At 73.0% G+C, this 19,863-nt stretch carries 14 protein-coding genes; 6 read left to right on the plus strand and 8 right to left on the minus strand.

Features of this window, described 5'->3' with window-relative positions:
• Positions 1–218: 218 nt before the first annotated feature.
• Positions 219–3,023, minus strand: a complete 2,805-nt coding sequence (locus tag ACFVYI_RS09560; RefSeq protein ID WP_387882732.1) for an SdrD B-like domain-containing protein — start codon at positions 3,021–3,023, stop codon at positions 219–221.
• 465 nt (positions 3,024–3,488) lie between these two features.
• On the opposite strand from ACFVYI_RS09560, the gene ACFVYI_RS09565 reads away from it, so the two are divergent.
• The 3 genes from ACFVYI_RS09565 (at position 3,489) to ACFVYI_RS09575 (ending at position 5,507) form a co-directional block, all read left to right on the plus strand.
• Positions 3,489–3,662: a hypothetical protein gene (locus ACFVYI_RS09565; RefSeq protein WP_387882734.1), complete on the plus strand. Its 174-nt coding sequence runs from the start codon at positions 3,489–3,491 to the stop codon at positions 3,660–3,662.
• A gap of 151 nt (positions 3,663–3,813) precedes the next feature.
• Complete coding sequence (locus ACFVYI_RS09570; RefSeq protein WP_387882736.1) at positions 3,814–5,325, plus strand: aKG-HExxH-type peptide beta-hydroxylase; 1,512 nt, start codon at positions 3,814–3,816, stop codon at positions 5,323–5,325.
• On the plus strand, positions 5,322–5,507 hold the full coding sequence (locus ACFVYI_RS09575; protein ID WP_387882738.1) for a hypothetical protein: 186 nt from the start codon (positions 5,322–5,324) through the stop codon (positions 5,505–5,507). Before ACFVYI_RS09570 ends, ACFVYI_RS09575 begins: the two co-directional genes overlap by 4 nt.
• Here ACFVYI_RS09575 and ACFVYI_RS09580 read toward each other — a convergent pair.
• Positions 5,482–8,715, minus strand: a complete 3,234-nt coding sequence (locus ACFVYI_RS09580) for a BTAD domain-containing putative transcriptional regulator (RefSeq protein WP_387882740.1) — start codon at positions 8,713–8,715, stop codon at positions 5,482–5,484. The genes ACFVYI_RS09575 and ACFVYI_RS09580 overlap by 26 nt on opposite strands.
• 117 nt (positions 8,716–8,832) lie before the next feature.
• Here ACFVYI_RS09580 and ACFVYI_RS09585 point away from each other — a divergent pair, with 117 nt between their 5' ends.
• Entirely contained in the window at positions 8,833–9,495 is a 663-nt protein-coding gene (locus tag ACFVYI_RS09585) for a response regulator (RefSeq protein WP_387882741.1), read from the plus strand.
• A 245-nt stretch (positions 9,496–9,740) separates the two neighbouring features.
• Here ACFVYI_RS09585 and ACFVYI_RS09590 read toward each other — a convergent pair whose 3' ends face one another.
• Positions 9,741–10,589, minus strand: coding sequence for an alpha/beta fold hydrolase (locus tag ACFVYI_RS09590; protein ID WP_387882743.1), 849 nt, complete (start codon positions 10,587–10,589; stop codon positions 9,741–9,743).
• Positions 10,590–10,830: 241 nt separating this feature from the next.
• Complete coding sequence (locus ACFVYI_RS09595) at positions 10,831–12,249, minus strand: PLP-dependent aminotransferase family protein (RefSeq protein ID WP_387882745.1); 1,419 nt, start codon at positions 12,247–12,249, stop codon at positions 10,831–10,833.
• 76 nt (positions 12,250–12,325) lie between these two features.
• Between ACFVYI_RS09595 and ACFVYI_RS09600 the strand changes: the two genes are divergently transcribed.
• Positions 12,326–12,988: a LysE family translocator gene (locus tag ACFVYI_RS09600; protein ID WP_387882747.1), complete on the plus strand. Its 663-nt coding sequence runs from the start codon at positions 12,326–12,328 to the stop codon at positions 12,986–12,988.
• A gap of 91 nt (positions 12,989–13,079) precedes the next feature.
• Here the strand turns inward: ACFVYI_RS09600 and ACFVYI_RS09605 are convergent, their stop codons facing one another.
• A complete protein-coding gene (locus ACFVYI_RS09605) occupies positions 13,080–14,195 on the minus strand; it encodes an FAD-dependent oxidoreductase (RefSeq protein WP_387882749.1) in 1,116 nt (371 codons plus the stop codon).
• 82 nt (positions 14,196–14,277) lie between these two features.
• On the opposite strand from ACFVYI_RS09605, the gene ACFVYI_RS09610 reads away from it, so the two are divergent.
• Entirely contained in the window at positions 14,278–14,958 is a 681-nt protein-coding gene (locus tag ACFVYI_RS09610; protein ID WP_387882751.1) for a TetR/AcrR family transcriptional regulator, read from the plus strand.
• A 176-nt stretch (positions 14,959–15,134) separates the two neighbouring features.
• Here ACFVYI_RS09610 and ACFVYI_RS09615 read toward each other — a convergent pair whose 3' ends face one another.
• From ACFVYI_RS09615 to ACFVYI_RS09625, 3 genes are all read right to left on the minus strand, one after another.
• Entirely contained in the window at positions 15,135–15,677 is a 543-nt protein-coding gene (locus ACFVYI_RS09615; RefSeq protein ID WP_387882753.1) for an EF-hand domain-containing protein, read from the minus strand.
• A 333-nt stretch (positions 15,678–16,010) separates the two neighbouring features.
• Positions 16,011–16,223: a DUF5988 family protein gene (locus tag ACFVYI_RS09620; protein WP_387882755.1), complete on the minus strand. Its 213-nt coding sequence runs from the start codon at positions 16,221–16,223 to the stop codon at positions 16,011–16,013.
• A gap of 121 nt (positions 16,224–16,344) precedes the next feature.
• Positions 16,345–19,419, minus strand: coding sequence for an AAA family ATPase (locus tag ACFVYI_RS09625; protein WP_387882757.1), 3,075 nt, complete (start codon positions 19,417–19,419; stop codon positions 16,345–16,347).
• Positions 19,420–19,863 lie beyond the last annotated feature (444 nt).

Consider the following 19,863-nt stretch of genomic DNA (forward strand, 5'->3'; position numbering starts at 1 on the left):
TTACGGGGTTCCGACTTGCGGGGCTCCGACGTACGGGGCTCCGACGTACGGGATTCCGCCTTCCGCCCCTCCGGCTTACGGGCTTCCGCCTTCCGGGCCATGCGCTTGCCTTCTCTCCTCGGTCGGTCACGACAGTCGGGCGGGTCCGGGGACCGAAGTCCGCGGACCCGCCCGATCAGTGCCGGTCCTTCAGGACCGCCACGGGGGGCGTGCTATTGCTACTGCCGGGCCCTGCGTCGGCGGGCCAGCAGGACCAGCGCCGCGCCGAGCGCGCTCAGCGTGCCCGCACCGGCCAGCATCACCGGGATCCCCTCGCTCGCACCGGTGCTGGGCAGGTGCGATCCGGGGGCGGGGGCCGGCGGAACGGGAGCCGGCGGGGCGGGCGGCGTCGCCGCCGGTCCCGGCAGCGTCGGAGCCTGCGTCGTCCCGGTCGGCGTCGGGGTCGGCGTCGGTGTGGGCGTCGGCGTCGCGGTCGGGGTGGGGGTCGGGGTGGGGATCAGCCGGTTGACAGCCGTCACCTCGACTCCGGTGCCGAGGTTCTCGGCGGTCAGCACCAGCGGTCCGAACACCGCCACCTCCGGCGGGGTGTAGCCCTCCGGCGGCGCCAGCTCCTGCCAGTAGTACGTCCCCGGCACGCCGCTGCCCTTGCAGATGCCGTCGGCCCCGGTCGTGCAGGGGTCGCCGACCGCCGTGTCGGGCTTCTCGCCGTTGCTCTGCAGCCCGTCGGTGCCGTTGGTCTCCTTCCACAGCCGGAACTTCGCGCCCGCCAACGGCTTGCCGTCCTGGTCGTGCTTGACCAGGCGCAGCGCGCCCTCCTGCTGTCGGAAGCCGAAGTCGTAGGTGTGGTCGTTCTCCCCCGGTCCGCCCGTGGTGAGCGCTCGTTCGGCGTACTGCCCGCCCGCCGGTACGACGCCCTTGGAGTCGACGAACCGGTTGTCGCCGACGTCGGCGTCGGTCGGCACCCACTGGTACAGCGGGCCGCCCTTGGCGTAGTCGGCCGGGTTGTCGAGCCTGACGGTGTACTTGGTGCGCGGCTTGAGGCCGCCGGTGACGTTGGAGTCGTCGAAGTAGTACTCGCCGCGCTCCGTGGTCTTCGTGGTGCCGACGAGCTTCCCCGACTCGTCGTACAGGTTGACGGTCGCCGCCGGCACGGGCCGCTGGCCCGGGCGCTGGACACCGCTGCGCTCGGGGTCGTACCAGACCCGGTTGCCGATCTGGAGCGGGGCCTGGTCGCAGAGCACCTCCAGGTCGCCCATCGAAGCGCCCTTGCCGAACGGGGCCACCGTCCCCGGGGGGTTGAGGCGCAGGCCGAACTTCGGGTCCTGCGTGCCGTCGCGCTGGAGGAACGACGTGCCGTAGCCGAAGGCGGTGTGGTTGGGGTCGAAGGCGGAGGTCGCGATGGTGTTCTCGACCTTGGAGGAGGCCATGCCGGCGAACGCCGTGTTGTGGTGACCGCCCCAGCCGGTGTCGAAGAAGCGGGTGCCCCGGGGGGACAGTCCGCACCCGTTGTTGGTGTCCATCACGAACGTGCCGTTGGCCGGGCAGGCCTTGTTCAGGTCACCGCCCGACATGACGACGGAGACGGAGCCCGGCGCCGGTCCGGCCGGTGCGCGGTCGCCGAAGCGGTCGCGGAAGGACAGCAGCATCGAGCCGTCGGCCTCGAAGGCGATCTCGCCCAACTCCGGCTCGGGCTGAGCCATGTAGGACGTGCAGGCCTGGCCGTTCTGCGAGGTCGGGTAGGTGTTGGTCCACGGGAACCAGCCCGCCCCGTCGCAGGGAGGGCCGCCGACCGTGGACTGGCGCGGGTAGTCCAGCGGCTGGTTCAGCACCGCCGACGCGAAGGCCCCGGTGGCCAGGTCGAACGGCAGCACCACCGCGCGCAGGTCGGACGCCTTGCCGGTCGACTCGCCCGAGCAGACGCCGCCGAGGTAGCCGGCGCCGTCCTGCAGTCCGAGGCCGAACGGCCGCCAGTCCCCGGCCGCGGGGCAGCCCGGGTCCGGGATCGGGTAGGCGGCCTTCGGTGCGGCCGCCGTGGGCCCGGTGGCGTCGTAGCGGTAGAGCTTGCGGTCGTTGAGGTTGACGACGAAGAGGTCCTTGCCGTCATCGGTGATCTTGATGCCGCCCAGGCTCTCCTTGCCCGGCACCGCCAGGAACGCGTCGTCGGTACCGCCGCCGTGGACGGTCGAGCCGGCGTCCGGGACGGTGGCGAACAGCGTGGTCCGCTGCTGCGCGAGGTCGGTCACGTAGAGCGCGCCCGCGCCGCCGGGGCCGTAGTCCGTGGTCCGCTTGGCGACTGCCGAGGAGAACACCCGCCGGTCCGTCCGGTTCCACGCGATGCCGTACAGCGAGCCGGTCTCCGCGTTGGTGGCGAGGTTCGTGGCGTTGACGTCCACCCCCTCCTGCCCGCGCGCGCTGTACGGGAAGGACAGCAGAGTGCGCTGCGTCCCGCCCTCGCGCGTGGTGGGTTGACAGGTGGTCACCAGCGGCGCGTTCTTCTGGCAGTAGTCACCCGGGCTCCACAACCCGGTGGTGAACGCCACGTTCTTGCCGCCGGAGAGGTCGACGAACTCCTCGTTGCTGCTCAACTGGGTGGGAGACCCGGTCAGGCCCTGCCGCGAGGCGAAGGCCGGGAAGAGCTTGCCCGGCTTCGGATTCACCACCTGGACGCGGTACTTGCCGCCCACGAGCTTGGCGGCCGGTGCCAGTGTCACCGTGCCGTCCGCGGCCGTGGTGCCCTCGACGCCGGCGCCCGCGTCGTCCGTGAGGGTCACCTTCACGCCGGCCAGACCCGGCTCCAGCGCGGGAGTCCACACCCCGCTCGTATCCACGGCCCGCACCACGCGGACCGTCACCGTCCCGTCGCCCGCCTGCGGGAAGGCCTCCGGGGCCGCCACCAGCGAGCCGGCGCCGATCCCGACGACCAACGCGGCGGTGCCACCCACGGCGCGGCGACCGAACACTCCCGGCCGCCGCCGCTCCGGGCCGTACTCGGCACCGGGCTTCAGTTCACGTGTCGTTGTCATCCCTGCTCTCATCGTTCAGTCGGGCCTACCGCCCCTACCTCGCAAGCGAGTTCACGCGTGGCGGGAAACCGCTGTATTTAACGGGAGCTTAAGGGGACTTCACACCAGTTCGCAGGAGAACTAGGAACTTTGACGCAACATCATACGTTCCGGGCGGGGGCCCCAGGATGTCATCTCGTTTTGGCCGATTGCATGCCGGTCCACGCCCGCTCGTGCCATGCGGCGACCACCACCCGGCACACCGATGCCCCCTCCGCCACCGCTGTCCCGGGACACCGTCAGGACAGCCGCCTCTGGTGACCAGGACACGCCACGCCTGACGATGCTACGGGCGGGCCTCTACACCCGGCTCTTCCACCCACAGGCCGACGGATCCCGGTGGCGGCCGCCCCACGAACTCCGGAGAACCGCTCCGGAACGCAGAAAGCACCGCGGAGAAGAAGCACCGCGGAGAAGGAGTACACCATGTCAGTGCAGGCCATCCGGCTGCCGCAGTTCGCCATCCTGGCCCTCGACGAGAACGAGGCGCCGCGGGTCATGACCGACTCCGCGACCGAGCGCGCCTGGGTCCCGGCGTACGGGGCGGTGCCGACGTACGCGAGCGTCGACCGGTCCGTTTCGATGCCGCAGGCGATCTGACCGCCGGTCTGACCCCGTCCGCCTGAGCGGCCGTACGGCGGTGGAGTGCCTGTCACGGAGGCGCACACCGCACTCCACCGCCGCACCGCGCTCCGGACGACGGCGCACGACCGCACGACCGCACGCAGGAACGGAACAGAAAGGCACCACCGTGGCCACGGTCTCCCCCCGCACAGCGGAGGACATTCTCGCGCGGGACGGTCTCTTCGGAGACTCCGCCGCCATCGAAGCCAGGAACTTCGCCAGGTACCGCCTCGGGCTGTCGCTCCTGGGCGCCCGCGACGCCCGGCACGCCGACATCCTGCACGCGCTCTCGCTGGAGCCGGACGACCGGCTGCTCCCCGCCCTGACCGACCCCGTGCTGCGCAACGCCTTCGAGGACGACACGGCCTGCCTGGAGAGCGGGGTGTTCACCGCGAGCGCCCTCGGCAGCCACCTCGCGGAGGGGGTGTGGCCGCTGCCCGCCGACGGCTCCGGTCCCTGCGAGAGCCTCATGCGGACCCGGGCCCGTCCCTGGCCCGGGAACGGGGCGGGCTGGGTCTGGACCGGGCTCCGGCTCCCGTCCTCCCGTTCGGCCATGGCCGAACGGCTCCGTGAGCTGTACCGCAACAGCTTCGACGCGGGCACTCAGAACGAGCCCTTCGACGCGACCCCGGAGATGGTCGAGGCGCTGCGGCAGGGCGCCGGCCTGCTCACGTCACTCCTCCCGCAGATCGGTCCGGGGGTACTGCGGCACGTCTCGCTGGTCGGGTTCAGCGACGGCGACTCCCCCGACGGCCCGCTGCAGTCACTGTCGGGCGGCGACCCGCTGCCGTCCGCGATCCTGATGTCCCCCGGCCGGCTCCGCGACCCCTGGACGACGGCCGAGACACTGCTGCACGAGGGCGCGCACCTGAAGCTGTTCGACGTGCTGCGCTCCTGCTCGCTGGTGGAGGACGGCACCGCCAAGGTGCCCATCCCCTGGCGGCAGTCCTCCTGGAGCTTCATCAGGGTGCTGGTGGCGCTGCACTTCTACGCGCACCTGATGGTCTTCCAGTCCGCGGCCCGAGAGGCGGCTCCCGACCTCGTCGCCCGGTACGGCCCCCCGCCCGCCGACGAGGTCATCGACGAACCGACCCCGGGGAGCCCGGCCGCCTCCCTCGGCACCCACCGCACCGTGCTGGAGCGCCTGACCTACCTCGCGGAACAGGCCCTCTGCGCCGACCACGGGCAGGTGACCCCGGAGGGCCGCCGCTTCGTCCACTGGCTGCTCGACGGCGTCGAGCACTGCGAGCCCCGGGTGCGCTCGCTGGTCCGGGTGCCCCGACCGGCCGAAGCGGACCCGGCCGGCGCGGACCCGACCGACGAACCGCCGACCCTCGACGGCGTCTTCGTACGCGACGGATCCGCGCTGATCCGGGAACTGCCCGACCAGCGGCAGCTCCTAGTGCTGCTGCCGGACCGGGCGCGCTTCCACTGGCTCGACGCACACACCTGGACCGTCTACGCCCTGTGCGAGGGGGTGCCGCTGACCGAGCTCGCCGCAAGGTACCGCCGCACGGTGCAGGGAGCACTGGGTGAGGACGCCGCCCGCAGGACCACCCGCAAGTGCCTGGACCTGCTGCTCGCGGCGGGACTGGTGTCCCGGGTGGACGGCCCCGCCACCCCCGGCGGCACACCGTGACGAGCCTGCCGCTGAGCGACCTCGACCGGATCCCGGTGCCCTTCGGGACGTCCCCGGGCACCGTCCTCGCGGAGCGCCCCGCCCACGACGTGCCGGACGAACTCGTGGTCACCCGCCGGCCCTCCGACCTCGCCGCGCGGATCCGGGCTCCGGAGGTCATCCGGGAGGCGCTGCCCCGCTGATCCTCCGGACCTGGTCGCCGGACGCCCGCCGACGCGCACGGGAGAGCACCCCGTGTGCGTCGGACAGGCCGAGCCGGTGGCCGGTCTCCGCCAGGACGGCAGTGGCCTCGGCGGCGAGCCGGGCCGCCTCGTCGGGCCGGCCCCGCACGAGACCGACCCGGCCGAGGAGCGTCAGCGCCCGGCCCTCGACGATGCGGTAACCCTCGCCGCGGGCCAGGGCCAGGGCGGACCGGCCGTGGGCATCGGCGTCGGCGAGGTGCCCACCCAGGAGGCAGAGCTCGGCCCGGCCGATCAGGATCGCCGCCTCCGTGTGCCTGGCCCCGGCCCGTTCGGCGAGGGCGTGTGCCTGGTCGTAGGCCTTCTCGGCCTCGACCGGCTCCCCGCGACGGGCGTGGACGGAGGCCACGGTATGGAGGGCCGCCGCGATCAGACGGCTCTCGCCGATCTCGTCGGCCAGGGAGGCGGCGGCCCTGGCGAGGTCCAGTGCCGCCGCGTGGTCCTCCCGGTCCCGGTGCCAGTCGGCCAAGCCCCGCAACGTCTCCGCCTCGCTGCCCCGGTTACCGATCTCCCGGTGGATCGCCAGGGCCTCCATGAGCCGGTCGAGCGCCTCGTCGGAGCGCCCCAGAAGGCCGAGGACCTGTCCCAGATTCCCCTGGACGACCCCCTCGGCACCGCGTGAGCCGATTCGCCGGCTCAACTCCAGCACCGTGCGGTTGTGCCGCTCCGCCGCCCGGAGGTCGCCGAGCTCCTGACAGAGCAGGCCCATGTTGCCCTCCATGCTCAGCCGGAGCATGGCCCACTTCGGATCGGCCGGCAGGACCGTCAACGCCTCCTGGTAGCGCTCCACGGCGCCCCGCAGACCACCGGTCAGGATGTCGACCAGGCCCAGGTTGTTGAGCGCCTGGGCCTGTCCCTCCCGCCACCCGACGGACTCCGCCTCCTCCAGCACCGCGCCGTAGTGCCGGGCCGCGCTCTCGTACCGGCCCAGGCTGCGGTGGGCGTCGCCGAGGCTCATCCGCGCGGCCGCGGAACCCATCACCTCTCCGGCCTCCCGGGCTGCCTCGATCGCCGCCTCCGAGACCGAGATCCAGTCCGCGGCGGTGCGGACCAGCCAGAAATAGCCTCGCAGACCGTCGCACAGCTCCCAGGCGGCGGAGGGCAGGCCCAGCTCTGCGGCGCGCTGCGCGGCGAGGACGAGATTCGTGTGCTCCTGCCGGAACCACTCCCGAGCGGCGGTCTGGTCGTGCATCACGGCCGCCTCGCTGACGGCGTGTTCGGGGGTGAACACCCGCATCTTCTCCGGGTAGAGCAGCCGGGCCCCGGTGTGCACACCCGCCAGGTAGTAGTCGTAGAGCCGCCGGAGCGCGGCGGCCCGCTCATCGGCGCTCTCCTCCGCCGCCACGCAGTCCTCGGCGTGGAGTCGGAGCAGATCGTGGAAGTGGAACACGTCGTAATCCCGCTGCCCGACCAGGTGCGCGGCGACCAGTCGCTTGAGGAGCTGCGACGTCCGGGCGGTCGTCAGGCCGAGCAGCGCGGAGGCACCGCCCGTGGTGCTCGTGGGCCCGGGCACGAGGCTGAGCCGCCGGAAGAGCCTCCGCTCGTCGGGCGAGAGGGACAGGTAGGACGCGGAGAAGACCGCCCGCAGATTGCTGGCCTCGTCCTCCGGCACGCTGAGCGCGCCCAGCCGCCGCTCCTGCGCCCGGAGCCGTGCGACGTAACGGGCGACCGGGCGGTCCCCACCGTCTTCGCGCACGTTGACGGCGGAGACCCCGAGCGCCAGGGGCAGGTGCCCGCACAGCCGGGCCAGTTCTGCGGTGGCCTCCGGCTCGGCCTCGACGAGCGCCGCCCCCATGAGCCGTTCCAGCAGTTCCCCGGCCTCCGCCGGGGAGAGGGCGTCCACCCTGAGGTGGCGGGCGTTGTCCCGGACGACCAGACCCGCCAGTACGTCCCGGCTGGTCACCACCACGTACGAGCCGGGCGTCCCGGGAAGCAGCGATCGAACCTGGGCCACGCTCCGCGCGTTGTCGAGCACGATGAGGATGCGCTTCCCGGCCATCAGCGTGCGGTAGAGGCCCACCGCACGGTCGAGGTCGCCCGGGATGCGCTCGCAGGGGACGCCCAGGGCGTAGAGGAAGGTCGCGAGGGCCTCGACGGGAGCGACCGGCCGACGGGTCGAGTATCCCCGCAGGTCGATGTAGAGCTGTCCGTCCGGAAACCTCGCGTGGGCCGCGTGCCCCCAGCGCACCGCCAGGGCCGTCTTGCCCACGCCCCCGCGCCCGTCGATCGCCGTAATGATCATCGGAGCGCTGACGCCCTGGCCGTCGGCCCACTCCTCCAGCACCTGCAACTGGTCCAGACGGCCGGTGAAGTGCAGTGCGTCGGAGGGGAGTTGTCTCGGAACCGGCGCGAGCTCGGCGCTACTTGCCGGTGCGTGGTCGGCAGACGCGGCCATCGCCGGCGCCTTGAGGTCCGGGCTGTCCGCGAGGATCGCGCGTTCCATCTCCCAGAGCCCCGGCCCCGGCTCCAGACCGAGCTCCCGGACGAGGACACGGCGCCCCTCCCGGTAGACGTCGAGCGCGTCGGCGCGTCGGTTCGCGCGGTAGAGCGCCAGCATGTACTGCGCCCGCAGCCGCTCCCTGAGCGGCTCGCGTTCGAGCTCTCGCCGCATCTCACCCAACAGGGCCGAGTGACGGCCCAGTTGGAGGTCGACGTCGATCAGTTCCTCGAACGCCGAACGCCGCGCCTCGTCGAGGCGAGGTGCCTCCACCTCCGCGAGGTAGCGGGAGGCCGTCCCCTCCAGCGCCCTGCCTCGCCAGAGCAGCAGGGCCCGTCGCAGCAGCGCGGAGGCGGCCTTCAGATCCCCCGCCGCCTGCGCGCCGTCGGCCTGCCTCACCAGTTCCTCGAAGACGTGGACGTCGAGCCGGTGCGACTCCAGCCGCAGCGAGTACCCGCCGGGCTTGGTGCACAAGGTGTCCGCCCCGCGGTCCCCCAGGATCCCCCGCAGCCGGCGGATGTAGTTGTGCAGCGTGGCCCTGGCGGTCTTCGGGGGGTTCGTCCCCCACAGTCCGTCGATCAGGTCCTCGGTCGAGACGACCCGGTCGGACCGCAGCAGGAGCATGCTCAGCACTGCCCGGTGCTTGGCCGCCGATATCAGGACGAGCTGCTCCCCGCGCAGCACTTCCTCCGGTCCGAGCAGCCGGAACTCCAACAGTCCTCCCCCGGTAGCACCAGCCTGGTCGGTCCCCATCGTCGCCTGCGCTAGTCGCGCGATAGAGCCCCGCGATCATGCTAGGTCAAGACACCGCCGAACCTGAGGAGACAACCAGTGACGCCAACACCGACCGAGCCGGTCCGAGTGTTCCTCGTCGAGGGGAACCCGCTCATACGGATCGGCCTCGGCGCGGTGCTGACGAACGACACGGTCCGCCTGGTGGGCGCGGCCCCGGACGCCGAGGCGTGTCTGGAGCGGATCGCGGACACGGACCCGGACGTCGTGCTCCTGGACCTCGACGGACCGAGGGGGTCGGGACTCGCCGCCGTCCGCTCCCTGGTCCGCCGCTTCCCCGCGGTCGGCGTGGTGGCGACGGGGTCGGCCCTGGACACGGGCGACGAGCTGGCACTGGCGGCTCTGTCCGCCGGTGCCCGGGGGTTCCTGCTGAAGGACCTGGAGCCGGCCATGATCCTCGACGCCATCAGGCTCGTCCGGGGCGGTGGAGTCGTGCTCAGCCCCGGCGCCGGCGGCATGCTCCCCTCGATCCTCGCCTCGGCAACCGACGCACGGAGCAGCTGTGCCCTCCCCGCCCTGACCGCCCGTGAGTACGACGTGCTCCGGCTCGTCGCCCATGGATTCGACAACCGGCGGATCGCCAGGGAGCTGATCCTCGCGGACAAGACCGTGCGCAACTACGTCTCGGCCGTGCTGACCAAGCTGGGGGCGGGCAGCCGCGGCGAGGCCATCGTGGCGGCCCGGACAGCGGGACTCACGTAAGGCGCCGCCCCGGGAACATTCCATCCAGGTCGATGGTCGGCCAGGTCCCCGAGGAGGATGTCGACGACCACCTCCTCGACCACGGCGGTTCGCAGTTAGGCCATGGCGTCGACGAGCACCCGGTCCCACGGCGCGGGCGTGAGACGCCCCGCCGGAGCCGGCGGGAACCCGGGGCACGGCGGCACCGTAGTCCTCGGATCCCATCCGCCACGGGACGGCTCCGGTCCGGGCGAGGCGGCCGGGCGTCAGTTCAGGAACCGCGCGGCGGTCGACACGAACCCGTCGGCGTCGTCCAGCCACGGGTAGTGGCCCGCGCCCGGCTGGACGACGAGCTCGGCGCTCGGGAACAGCGCGGCGAAGCGGGCCACCACCTGCGGGGGCGAAGCCAGGTCGAACTCTCCGGCGAGGACCAGGACAGGCGCGTCGAGCGCGGCGATCCCCGCCCGGGTGGCGCCCGGATCGAAGGCGCCCTCCGCTCCGAAGACCTCCGCCGCGGCCGCGTTCCACTGGGCCTCCTCGGACGCCCGGTGGGCCTGCGCCGTCGCGTCCCAACGGCCGTAGAGGAACGGCGCGATGGTCACCCAGTCATCGGCCGCGGCTTCGCCGGCGTCGATGGCATCGAAGGCCGCCGACGCCGCCGCGTACCAGGGCTCGTCCCTGCGGAGCCGCCCGACCTCGCGCCGGTCGTCGGCGCTGACGTCCAGGCCGGCGGCGGCGGTGCCGGGCGTGATGAGGGCGAGTCGGCCGACGCGGTGCGGGTACTGCTCCGCGTACCGCACGGCGAGGTTGGCGGCGGCGGAGTGCGCGAGCAGGTCCATCCGGTCGAGGCCGAGGTGTTCGCGCAGCACCTCGACATCGCCGACCAGTCGGTCGCAGCGGTAGGAGGCGGGGTCCTCGGGTGTCGCGGACAGTCCGGCGCCGCGCTGGTCGGCCACGATCAGCCGCCGGTGCGCGGGGAGACCGCCGAGGTCGCCGAGGTAGACGGAATCCCGCATCGGTCCGCCCGGCAGGCAGACCACGGGAGCGCCGCCGTCGCCCTCTCCGAGGACACGGTAGGCGAGTTCGGTGCCGTCAGGCGCGATGAGAGTAGGCATGGTGGTGATCCCAGCAGGTGTGCGGTGTCAGCGTGGAGTTGAAGCGTGGGGTCGAAGCGGTGCGGAGCACCGGAGGGTTCGCTCCGAGGCAGGCCTTCGCCCGCTGCTTGCCACTGTCCTCACCGATGGGCCGGTCGGTCCACCCCTATCCGCCATCAGCGGAATCGCCGTCAGCGGAATCGCCGTCAGCGGTACCCGGAGGACCGGAGCCGCTGTGGCTGTGGCTTCGACTCACGCACGGTCAGCCCTGCGGGGGCCGGGCCACCGTTGGGTCCAGCAGGTCCTCCGGCGCGCTGCGGGCGACTCGGGCGAGGGTGTCGAGGGCCTCGGCCAGGACGGGGAGCGGCGGCGAGGCGAGCCCGACCCGGACGGCGGAAGGGGTCGTCCGGGGGTCGACGGCGAACGCGGCGCCGGGGGTGACGGCGATGCCCTCGCGCGCGGCGGCCGCGACGAACGTCTCCGCCCGCCAGGCCGCCGGCAGCTCCCACCAGACGTAGTACGAGCACGGGTCGGACCGGAGCGTCCGGCCGGCCAGGTGGTGACGGGCGAGCAGTTGACGTTCCGTCGCGTCGGCGCGCTTGGCGGCCTCCACCCTGCTGAGCGTGCCATCGGCGATCCAGCGCACCGCGGCTTCCAGGGCGAATCCGCTCGGCGTCCAACCGCCCGAGTGCAGCGCGGCGGTCACGGAGGCGCGCAGCGCGGCCGGCACCACGGCGAATCCGGTGGTCAGGCCGGGTGCGAGGCGCTTGGAGAGGCTGTCGACGAGGATGGACCGTTCCGGCGCGAGCGCCGCCAGCGGTGGGATGCCGGGCCGCAGGAAGGACCAGATCGCGTCCTCGACGACCGGGAGGTCGAGGCGGCGCAGTTCGGCGACCAGCGCCTCGCGGCGCTCCGGCGCGAGGGTGGCTCCGAGGGGGTTCTGCAGGCGCGGCTGAAGGTAGAGGGCGCGGAGGGGGGTGGCCCGGTGGACCGCCGCGAGAGCGTCGGGGAGCAGGCCGGATTCGTCCACCGGCAGCGGGACCAGTGTGATGCCGAGGCGTCGCGCGATCGCCTTGACCACGGGGTAGGTGAGCGCCTCGACGCCCAGGCGCTGGCCGGGTGCCACGAGCGCGGCCAGGGCGGCGGCGATGGCCTGGCGGCCGTTGGCGGCGAAGAGCACGTCGTCGGCGGCCGCGCGCCAGGCCGGACCGTAGCCGGCGTCACCCCGGTCGGAGCTGTCGCGCCCCGTGCCCCCGGGGCCGGAGGCGAGCACCGCACAGGCCTCGCGGGCGGCGGCGGTGCCCGTCGCACCGACCGGACGGAGGGCCGCGTCCAGTGCGTCCGCCCGCAGCATGGGTGCGAGTCCGGTGACCAGCAGGGCGGACTGCTCGGGTACGACGGGATAGTTGAGTTCCAGGTCGACCTGGGCACCGGCGGGCTCGGCGAGCGGGACGCGCGCGCCGGGGGTGCCGTGACCGGCCCGTACGAAGGTGCCCCGACCGACCTCGCCGACGACCAGCCCGCGCCGGACCAGGTCGCGGTAGACGCGGCCCGCCGTCGATCCGGCGATGCCGCGCCGGCGGGCGAACGCGCGTTGGGTCGGCAACTGCTCGCCGGGGCGCAGCCGCCCCTCGGCGATGGAAGCCGCGATCTCGTCCGCGATCACGCGGTAGTCGTCCATCGGCCCGTTCCTCCTCATTGCACCGAGCGCAAAGTCATCATTGCACCGACCCCGCACCCGCCCATAACCTCCCGGCATGGACGCACTCATATCGGCGGTCGACGCGCACGCGGTGCTCGGGATCGCCGCCGTGGCAACGGGCATGGTGCTCACGCCCGGACCGAACATGATCTATCTGATCTCCCGCTCGATCGTGCAGGGACGCCGCGCAGGGCTGCTCTCGCTGACCGGCGTCGCGATGGGCTTCCTGGTCTACCTCGCCGCCGTGACGGCGGGAATCACCGCGGTGTTCGCCGTCGTGCCGGTCCTCTACACCGCGATCAAGCTCACCGGCGCGGCCTACCTGCTCTGGCTCGCCTGGCAGGCCGTCAAGCCGGGCGGCGCCGCCGTCTTCTCACCGCGGCAACTGCCGCCGGACCCGCCCCGCCGGCTCGTCACCATGGGCTTCCTGACCTGCCTGCTCAATCCGAAGATCGCCATCATGTACGTCTCACTGCTGCCGCAGTTCGTCGCCCCGGCGCGCGGCCACGTCGCGGCGCAGAGCCTGGTGCTGGGCCTGACCCAGATCGCCGTCGCCGTCACCGTCAACGGCCTCATCGCGATGAGCGCGGGAAGCATCGCGTCCTTCCTGGCCGGCCGCCCCGCGTGGCTACGGTTCCAGCGCTACGCCATGGGCACGGTCCTCGCGGGGCTCGCCCTGCACATCGCTTCGGACCGGGCCAAGGCCGTCGCCGCCTGAGGTCGTCGTCGAGCCGCCACGGCCGCCGGGGGCGCGACGTGGTGCTGCACGGTCGGTCACCGATCCGGGCGCCCGGCCCGGCACGCTGCCCTCAGCCAGGCTGGAAGAACGCGAGCATCTTCCGACCGGCGTCCGGCGACGTCAGGATGTCCTGGATGTACGCGGACTGCCGGGCGGCAGCGCTGGTCCGTTCGAACATCTCGCGTTCGTACGCCGCGACGGCGGCGGGCAGGTCGTCCGGCCGCGCGGCCAGCGCGAGGCCGAGCAGGGCGCCGTCGAGCAGCGCCATGTTGGCGCCCTGCCCCACCGGTGGCATCAGGTGCGCGGCGTCGCCGAGCAGCGTGACGCCTGGTGTCGACGGCCAGGTCAGACCGACCGGGAGAGCGGTGAGAGAGCGGGGCAGGACCGTGTCGTCGCAGGCTGCGATCAGCGCGGTGGCCCGTGGGTCCCAGCCGGCGAACAGGTCGATCAGCCGCGACCGGGCGGCGGCCGGGTCGTCGAACGGGATGCCGCTCCTTGCGAACCAGTCCTCGGCGGTGTTGTAGAAGCTGAGATAGACGCGTACGCGGCCGTCGCCGTTGCGCTGCGCCGCGAGGGACTGCCCGCTGCCGAGCACCCAGTAGTTGCCGCGCCCGACCATCGCCGCGAGGTCGGGGTACGTGCGGTCGATGTCGGGGATGCCGAGCTCGACGACGTTCTGGCCGATGTGGGCCGGTCGGGCGTCGGTGAGCAGTGCGCGGACCCGGGAGCCCGCGCCGTCCGCGCCGACCAGCAGGTCACACCTCGCACTGCTGCCGTCGGCGAAGCGCAGGTGCCCGTGGTCGGCGGATTCGAACGTGTGCCCCCAGCGCACCGCGCGTTCGGGGAGGGAGTCCAACAGGAGGTTGCGCAGATCGGCACGGTCGACCTCAGGTCGCTCCAACGGGGCGTCGTCGGGCGTGTCCTCCTGGAGCAGCAGGGTGCCGTCCGGCTCCAGAAGACGCAGGTCCTGGCCTTGACGACGGGCGATCGCGTGGAACCCGTCGATCAGGCCGGCCTCGCGCATCGCCCGCTGCCCCGTCCCGGAGTGCAGATCGAGCATGCCGCCCTGGCCGCGCGTGTCGCGCGAGGATTCACGTTCGTACACGACGGCGTCGATGCCGTTCACGCCCAGCACACGGGCCAGGAGCAGGCCGCCCAGGCCGGCTCCGACGATGGCGATGGTCATGGCTCCCCCGATTCACCGTATTGATCGATACACTGTATCAAGCGATGTCACTGTAGCAGGCAGGCGAGGTATTGTCGGCGGCATGTTGGTGTGGGAGCGGCCGGAGCCGTCGGATCGACCGGTGTTGGCCCCGCTGAGCCGGGAGCGGATCGTCCGAACGGCGATCCGGCTGGCCGACGCGGACGACCTGGAGGCGGTGTCGCTGCGCAAGGTCGCCGCCGCACTGGACGTCGGCCCGATGCGGCTGTACGGCTACATCGCCACCAAGGACGAGTTGCTCGACCTGATGGTCGATGCGGTCCACGCCGAGATCCGACCGGCCGGCGACGGCTGGCGCGAGGTGCTGGGCTCCCTTGCCGAAGCCACCCGGCGAGCCGCCCACCAGCACGAATGGTTCGCCGACCTGATCGGCGGGCGGCCGCAGCTCGGGCCGCACACGCTGGCCGCCGGGGAGGCCGTGGCGGCCGCCATGGGCGGCGTCGACCTGGACGTCACCGTGCCGGCGATCGCCGCGGTCAATGCGTACGTGATCGGCGCGGTGCGCCGCGAGATCACCGAGCGGCGCGCCGAGCGGGTCAGCGGGATGGACAAGAAGCAGTGGCAGGCCGCCTTCGGGCCCTATCTGGAGCGGACCTTCGCCACCGGCCGACTCCCCGCGCTGGCCACGGTCGTCCGCGACGGCCCCCACCTGAGCGCTGACCGGACCTTCCGGGCCGGCCTCGAATTCCTCCTCGACGGCATCGAAGCCCGCATCGCGGGTTGACCCGCAGTGCGGCTGCGGGACAGAACCCCTCCCCCTCGCCCGCACCCGACGCCTTGGGCGTACGTTCTGCGTCTCGAAGTCGACGTGGACGAGGCCGAACCTTTGATGGAACCCCTCCGGCCGTCGAACGGGCTGTCGTCGCCGACTTGCCCCCGGTCACTCCCACCGGGGCACGGTCAGTGCTCCGGGATGCGGCCGCACATCACATTGCCGGGCTCGGACGGGTCGCCGCTGATCCAGAACTGCTCCCACAGGAGGGCGAATTCGGGCCTGCTGAGATACCCGTCGCCGTCCAGGTCGAGCAGGTCGAAGACCTCGTCGACCTCCACGCTCCGGCCGTGCCAGACGTCGACGAGGTGACCGTGCTCGGCGCGCGAGATGCGGCCGTCACCGTTCTCGTCCACGGCGTCGAAGACCGTGTCGGCCGTCGCCGTGACAACCTCACGCAGGACGGGGAGCCGGTCGACGAGGGCCAGGAACTCCTCCATGTCGACCTTGCCGTCGTGGTCGGTGTCGGCGACCGTGAGCAGGTGGTCCCACCAGCCCATCATGAGCGCCTCGACCCTGGCCCTCAGCCCCGCGTCCCGCCGGACGGCCGGCAGGCGGCTCCACCGCTCCGTCAGCGCCTCGAAGTCGTTCTGCCGCAGGCAGCCGTCCCCGTCCGTGTCGAATGCGGCGAACACACCACGGAGCTTGCGCCGCTGGAACTCGCTGGCCATGAACGGGCCTCCCCTGTGCCGAACCACCGCGCCACCACACGTGGCGACAGGATCGTGACCATAAGTGCACAGATCCGGCCTCGGCGGGCTTCGAGGGAAGTCCCGGCACGGTCACCCCGCGGTGTGCTAAGCCACCCTCCTGTCGCGGTACCGGGCGTACGACGCCCCGACGTGGACCGGACCGCAGTGCTGATGGAACCCCTCGGCCCGGCACCCGTGGCGCCCTGACGGCGCCGTCGGCTCCGCGCCGCGCGGTACGGCCGAACTCCTCGCGGCCGGCGTGACCGCCCTCGCCCCCAGGACGTCCGCCGGCCGGGTGTCGGTCGCCCGACGTCACTCGGCGACGAACGTGCTGCCGCTCCACTCGAAGACGTCCAGCGGGACGCCCTCGTGGACGACCGTCCGGCCGTTGCGCCGGAAGTGCTCGTACCGGTTGCCGACGTGGACCTTGACCACGCTCTCGCGGGGGTCGACCTCGCGCACGCGCGCGAACTCCGCCCCCACCGCACCGCCTTCGAGCAGGATGTTCGCCTTCGGCTCCGTCATCGTGAGACCTCCCGGGGGTGGCTTCGCCAGCGATACCTGGCCTGGGCCCGAACCTACGCAGCGCCCCGCGGCCGGATAACCCCTAACCGAGCCTTTGCCGGGTCGGTTAGGGGTCCCGGATTCAGCCGGTGGCGTCGGGCAGGAGGTGGGCCGGCAGGTCGGCCCGCCGGTTGACCCGCAGCTTGCGGTAGGCCCGGGTCAGGTGCTGCTCCACGGTGCTGACGGTGATGAAGAGCTTGTGGGCGATCTGACGGTTGGTGTGGCCGCGGGCGGCCAGCGCGACCACCCGGAGCTCGGCCCGGCTCAGCTCGCTGACCAGCAGCGGCTGCGGGGCGCGTTGGGCGGGGACCACCGCGACGGGCCGGCGCCCGGACGCCCACGGCATCCGGGCGCCGGACGGCAGCTCGGCCGGCCGTCCCAGCAGCGGGCCGGCGGCCACGTGCGCGCTCCTGACCGCGAGCAGCGCGCCGGACCCGGCCGCCTCCCGGCCGCCGTCCCCGGGGGCGTCCCCGCTGCCGAAGCCCGTCCGGGTACCGAAGTCCGTTCCGGTACCGAAGCCCGCCCCGGCGCCGAGGACGCCACCGGCCCCCGGACCGGCGCCGGCGGCACCGGTCGCGACGGTGACCGGCTCGACCAGGCCGCACAACTGGGCCAGCTGGTGCGCGCGCTCCTCCTCCGCCCGGGCCGACGCGTCGGCGCCCAGCCGGGCGTAGGTGCGACCGAGCTCCGTCGCCGCGACCATCTGCTCGTAGCGGTCGCCGCCGGCCTGGAAGTGGTCGAGCGCCTTGGCCAGCAGCCGGGCCCGTTCGCCGAGGTCGACGGTGGCGGCGGCGAGCAGCGCCAGCACCCGCCCGTGGGTGCGGTGGTCGTGGCTGCCGGTGGCGGCCAACTGCTCGTCCAGCAGCTGGCGGGCCTCCTCCTCGCGGCCCAGCCGCAGGTACGCGGCGGCCGCCTCGGTCCGCCAGGCCACCAGGTTGGATCCGTCGAGGCCGAACTTCTCCATCAGCTCGCCGCAGCACAGGAAGTCGCTGAGCGCCGCCTGCACCCGGTTGCTGGCCAGGTGGTGGCGGCCGCGGGCGAGCAGGTAGAGCAGGCCGCAGGGGGTGCGGAAGACGATGTCGGGCACCGGGACGGCCAGGAAGGCGGCCGCCTCTGCGGGCCGGGTGGCCGTGGTGGCCAGCACCCCCACGGCCAGCGGCAGTGCGACGGCCGCGCCCCAGCTCTCCACCGGCACGAGCGCGAGCGCGTCCCGGGCGCGCCGCTCGGCGGCCGGCAGCTCGCCTCGACGCAGGTGGGTGAGCGCCTGGAGGGAGGCGAGCAGCGCCGTCCACATCGGGGCGTTGCGGCTGGCGGCCTCCGCCGCCAGCCGTCCGCACCAGAACGCGGCCCGCTCGCACTGGTCGGCGAGGATCAGCACGACCAGCGCGATGATGATCGCGCTCAGGGTGTCGTCGTCCAGCCGGGAGCCCTCCAGCACCGCCTCGGCGGTCTCCACCGCCTGGGGCCCGGCCTGCCCGGCCAGCACGCCGGCCAGCGAGCCCGCCGCGCGGACCTGGATGCCGGAGCCGAGTTCGGGGTCGACCGGGTCGGACCGCATCCCGGGGGGCAGCAGCCGGTCGGACAGTTCGGGGTAGGCCTGGGAGATCATCAGGCAGACCGTCAGCTTGTTCCGGTCCGCGGTGAGACCGACCTCGGCGAGGTGACGGGCGATGGTGTCGAGGATCTCGGCGGCCTCCTCCAGCCGACCGTGCCACATGAGCTGGCTCACCAGCGCGGACAGGTCCCGGCAGTCGAGCCGGTTCTCCCGGGCCGCCGCGCACAGCTCGGTCAGGTGGCGGGCGGCCGCGGCCGGGTTGACCCGCCATTCGGTGCGCAGCAGCGCACCCCGCACCTCGGCGCGCTCCTGGGGTTCGCGGCACAGTTCCAGGGCACCCCGCAGGCAGTCGACGGCGAGGGTCACGTCGTCGACCCGCAGCGCCTCCTCGGCGGCCCGGCGCAGCACGTCCGAGGCCCACGGGGCGGTGGACCGCTCGGCGGCCACCAGGTGGCGGGCGATCCCTTCCAGGGGCGCGCCGAGGTTGTGCAGCACCTCGGCCGCCCGGGCGTGCAGTGCGGCCGGGCGGTCCGGCGGCATCCCGCGCAGGACGGCGCTGCGGACGCCGTCGTACCGGTACCGGCCGTCGCGCAGCAGCCCGACCGCCTCCAGGGTGTCCAGGGCGTCCGCCGTGGCCTCGGCGCCGAGGTCGAGCACGTCCGCCAGCACCGCGGTGCCGAGGTCGGCGCCGAGCACGGCCAGGGCCCGGGCGACCTCCCGCGTCGCATGCTCCGAGTGGAGGAGGTAGGTGCCGAGCGCCCGTGCGAAGGAGTCGCCGAGCACCAGCCGGTCCGGTGCGGCGGCGGCCGCTCGGTGGTCGTCGGCGAGCGCCTGGACCAGCAGCGGGTTGCCCCCGCTGATCCGGTGGCACTCGGCGGCCAGGGAGGCGCCGACGGCCGGTCCCAGCCGGCCCGCCAGCAGGGTCTCCACCCCGCCGGGGCTGAGCGGGCCGAGCCGGATGCCGGTGCAGCCCGGCTGGTGCAGGAACTCGGTCTGCAGCAGCGCGTGGCGCAGGTGCGGCCGGCTGGACTGGGCGAGCACCAGAAGGATCGGGACGGTGCGCAGCCGACGGGCGAGGTAGAGCAGGACCAGCATGGACGACATGTCGGCGTGGTGGGCGTCGTCGACGCCGATGACCAGCGGCCCGTTGGCGGCGAGGTCGAAGAAGACCTTGCAGAGCCGGTGCAGGGCGGCCGGGGCGATCCCGGTCCCCTCCTCGCCACCGCGTTCCTCGCCGCCGTGACGGTCCGCCCCGCCGGCGGCCGGGCGTCCGGGCTCGCGGCCCTGGCGATCGCAGTGCAGGGCCGTCAGGATGCCGTCCAGGGTGGGCTGCAGCCCGCCCTGACCGTCGACGGCGCTGCCCGCGCCGTACAGCAGATGGCTGACCAGGCCGAGCGGTAACGACTGCTCCGCCCGGGAACCGGTGGCACCGAGGAAGGTGCCACCCGCGGCCACGGTTCGTTCACCCAGGACCCGCAGCAGCGCCGTCTTTCCGCTCGCCACCGGCCCCGTGACAATCGCGAGTCCGCCGGTCCCCCTTAACGTTTCGTCGAGCATTCGGCCGAGTTCGCCGAGTTCTCTGTCTCTTTCCACCAACCACATCAGCTACCATCCCCCGAATAGCATGTGTGACCGCATTATTGACATTTGACTCGTATTTTACCGAACAAATACACTTCGAAAGCCGCTGCGGCAACCCTGTCGTAATCTGCCGGAGCGACATCAGGCCTGCTCCGGTCCATCACCCATCCGTTCGGGAATTCACCCAGTGGCACACCCGGGCACCATCCAGCCCGGAACCTCGCCCCGACCAGCATCCACACCGGAGCGGAACAATCCCAAGGAGCGTGGCGATTCTGCCATGCCCCCGGCGCGGGAATCCACCGGCTTAGCGAACGAGTTCATTAACCATAGGCGGCGATTTCGGGCACATCCGCACACATCTTCCCTCGCCCGGGCGCTTCGGTACGGCACACAAATGGTCGGTGGACTCCCGAACCCCGGTGATCGCGACGGCACCACCACCAGCCTGGCAGAATGACCACC

The sequence above is a fragment of the Kitasatospora sp. NPDC058218 genome, assembly GCF_042882445.1.
In the GTDB taxonomy this organism is placed as follows: domain Bacteria; phylum Actinomycetota; class Actinomycetes; order Streptomycetales; family Streptomycetaceae; genus Kitasatospora.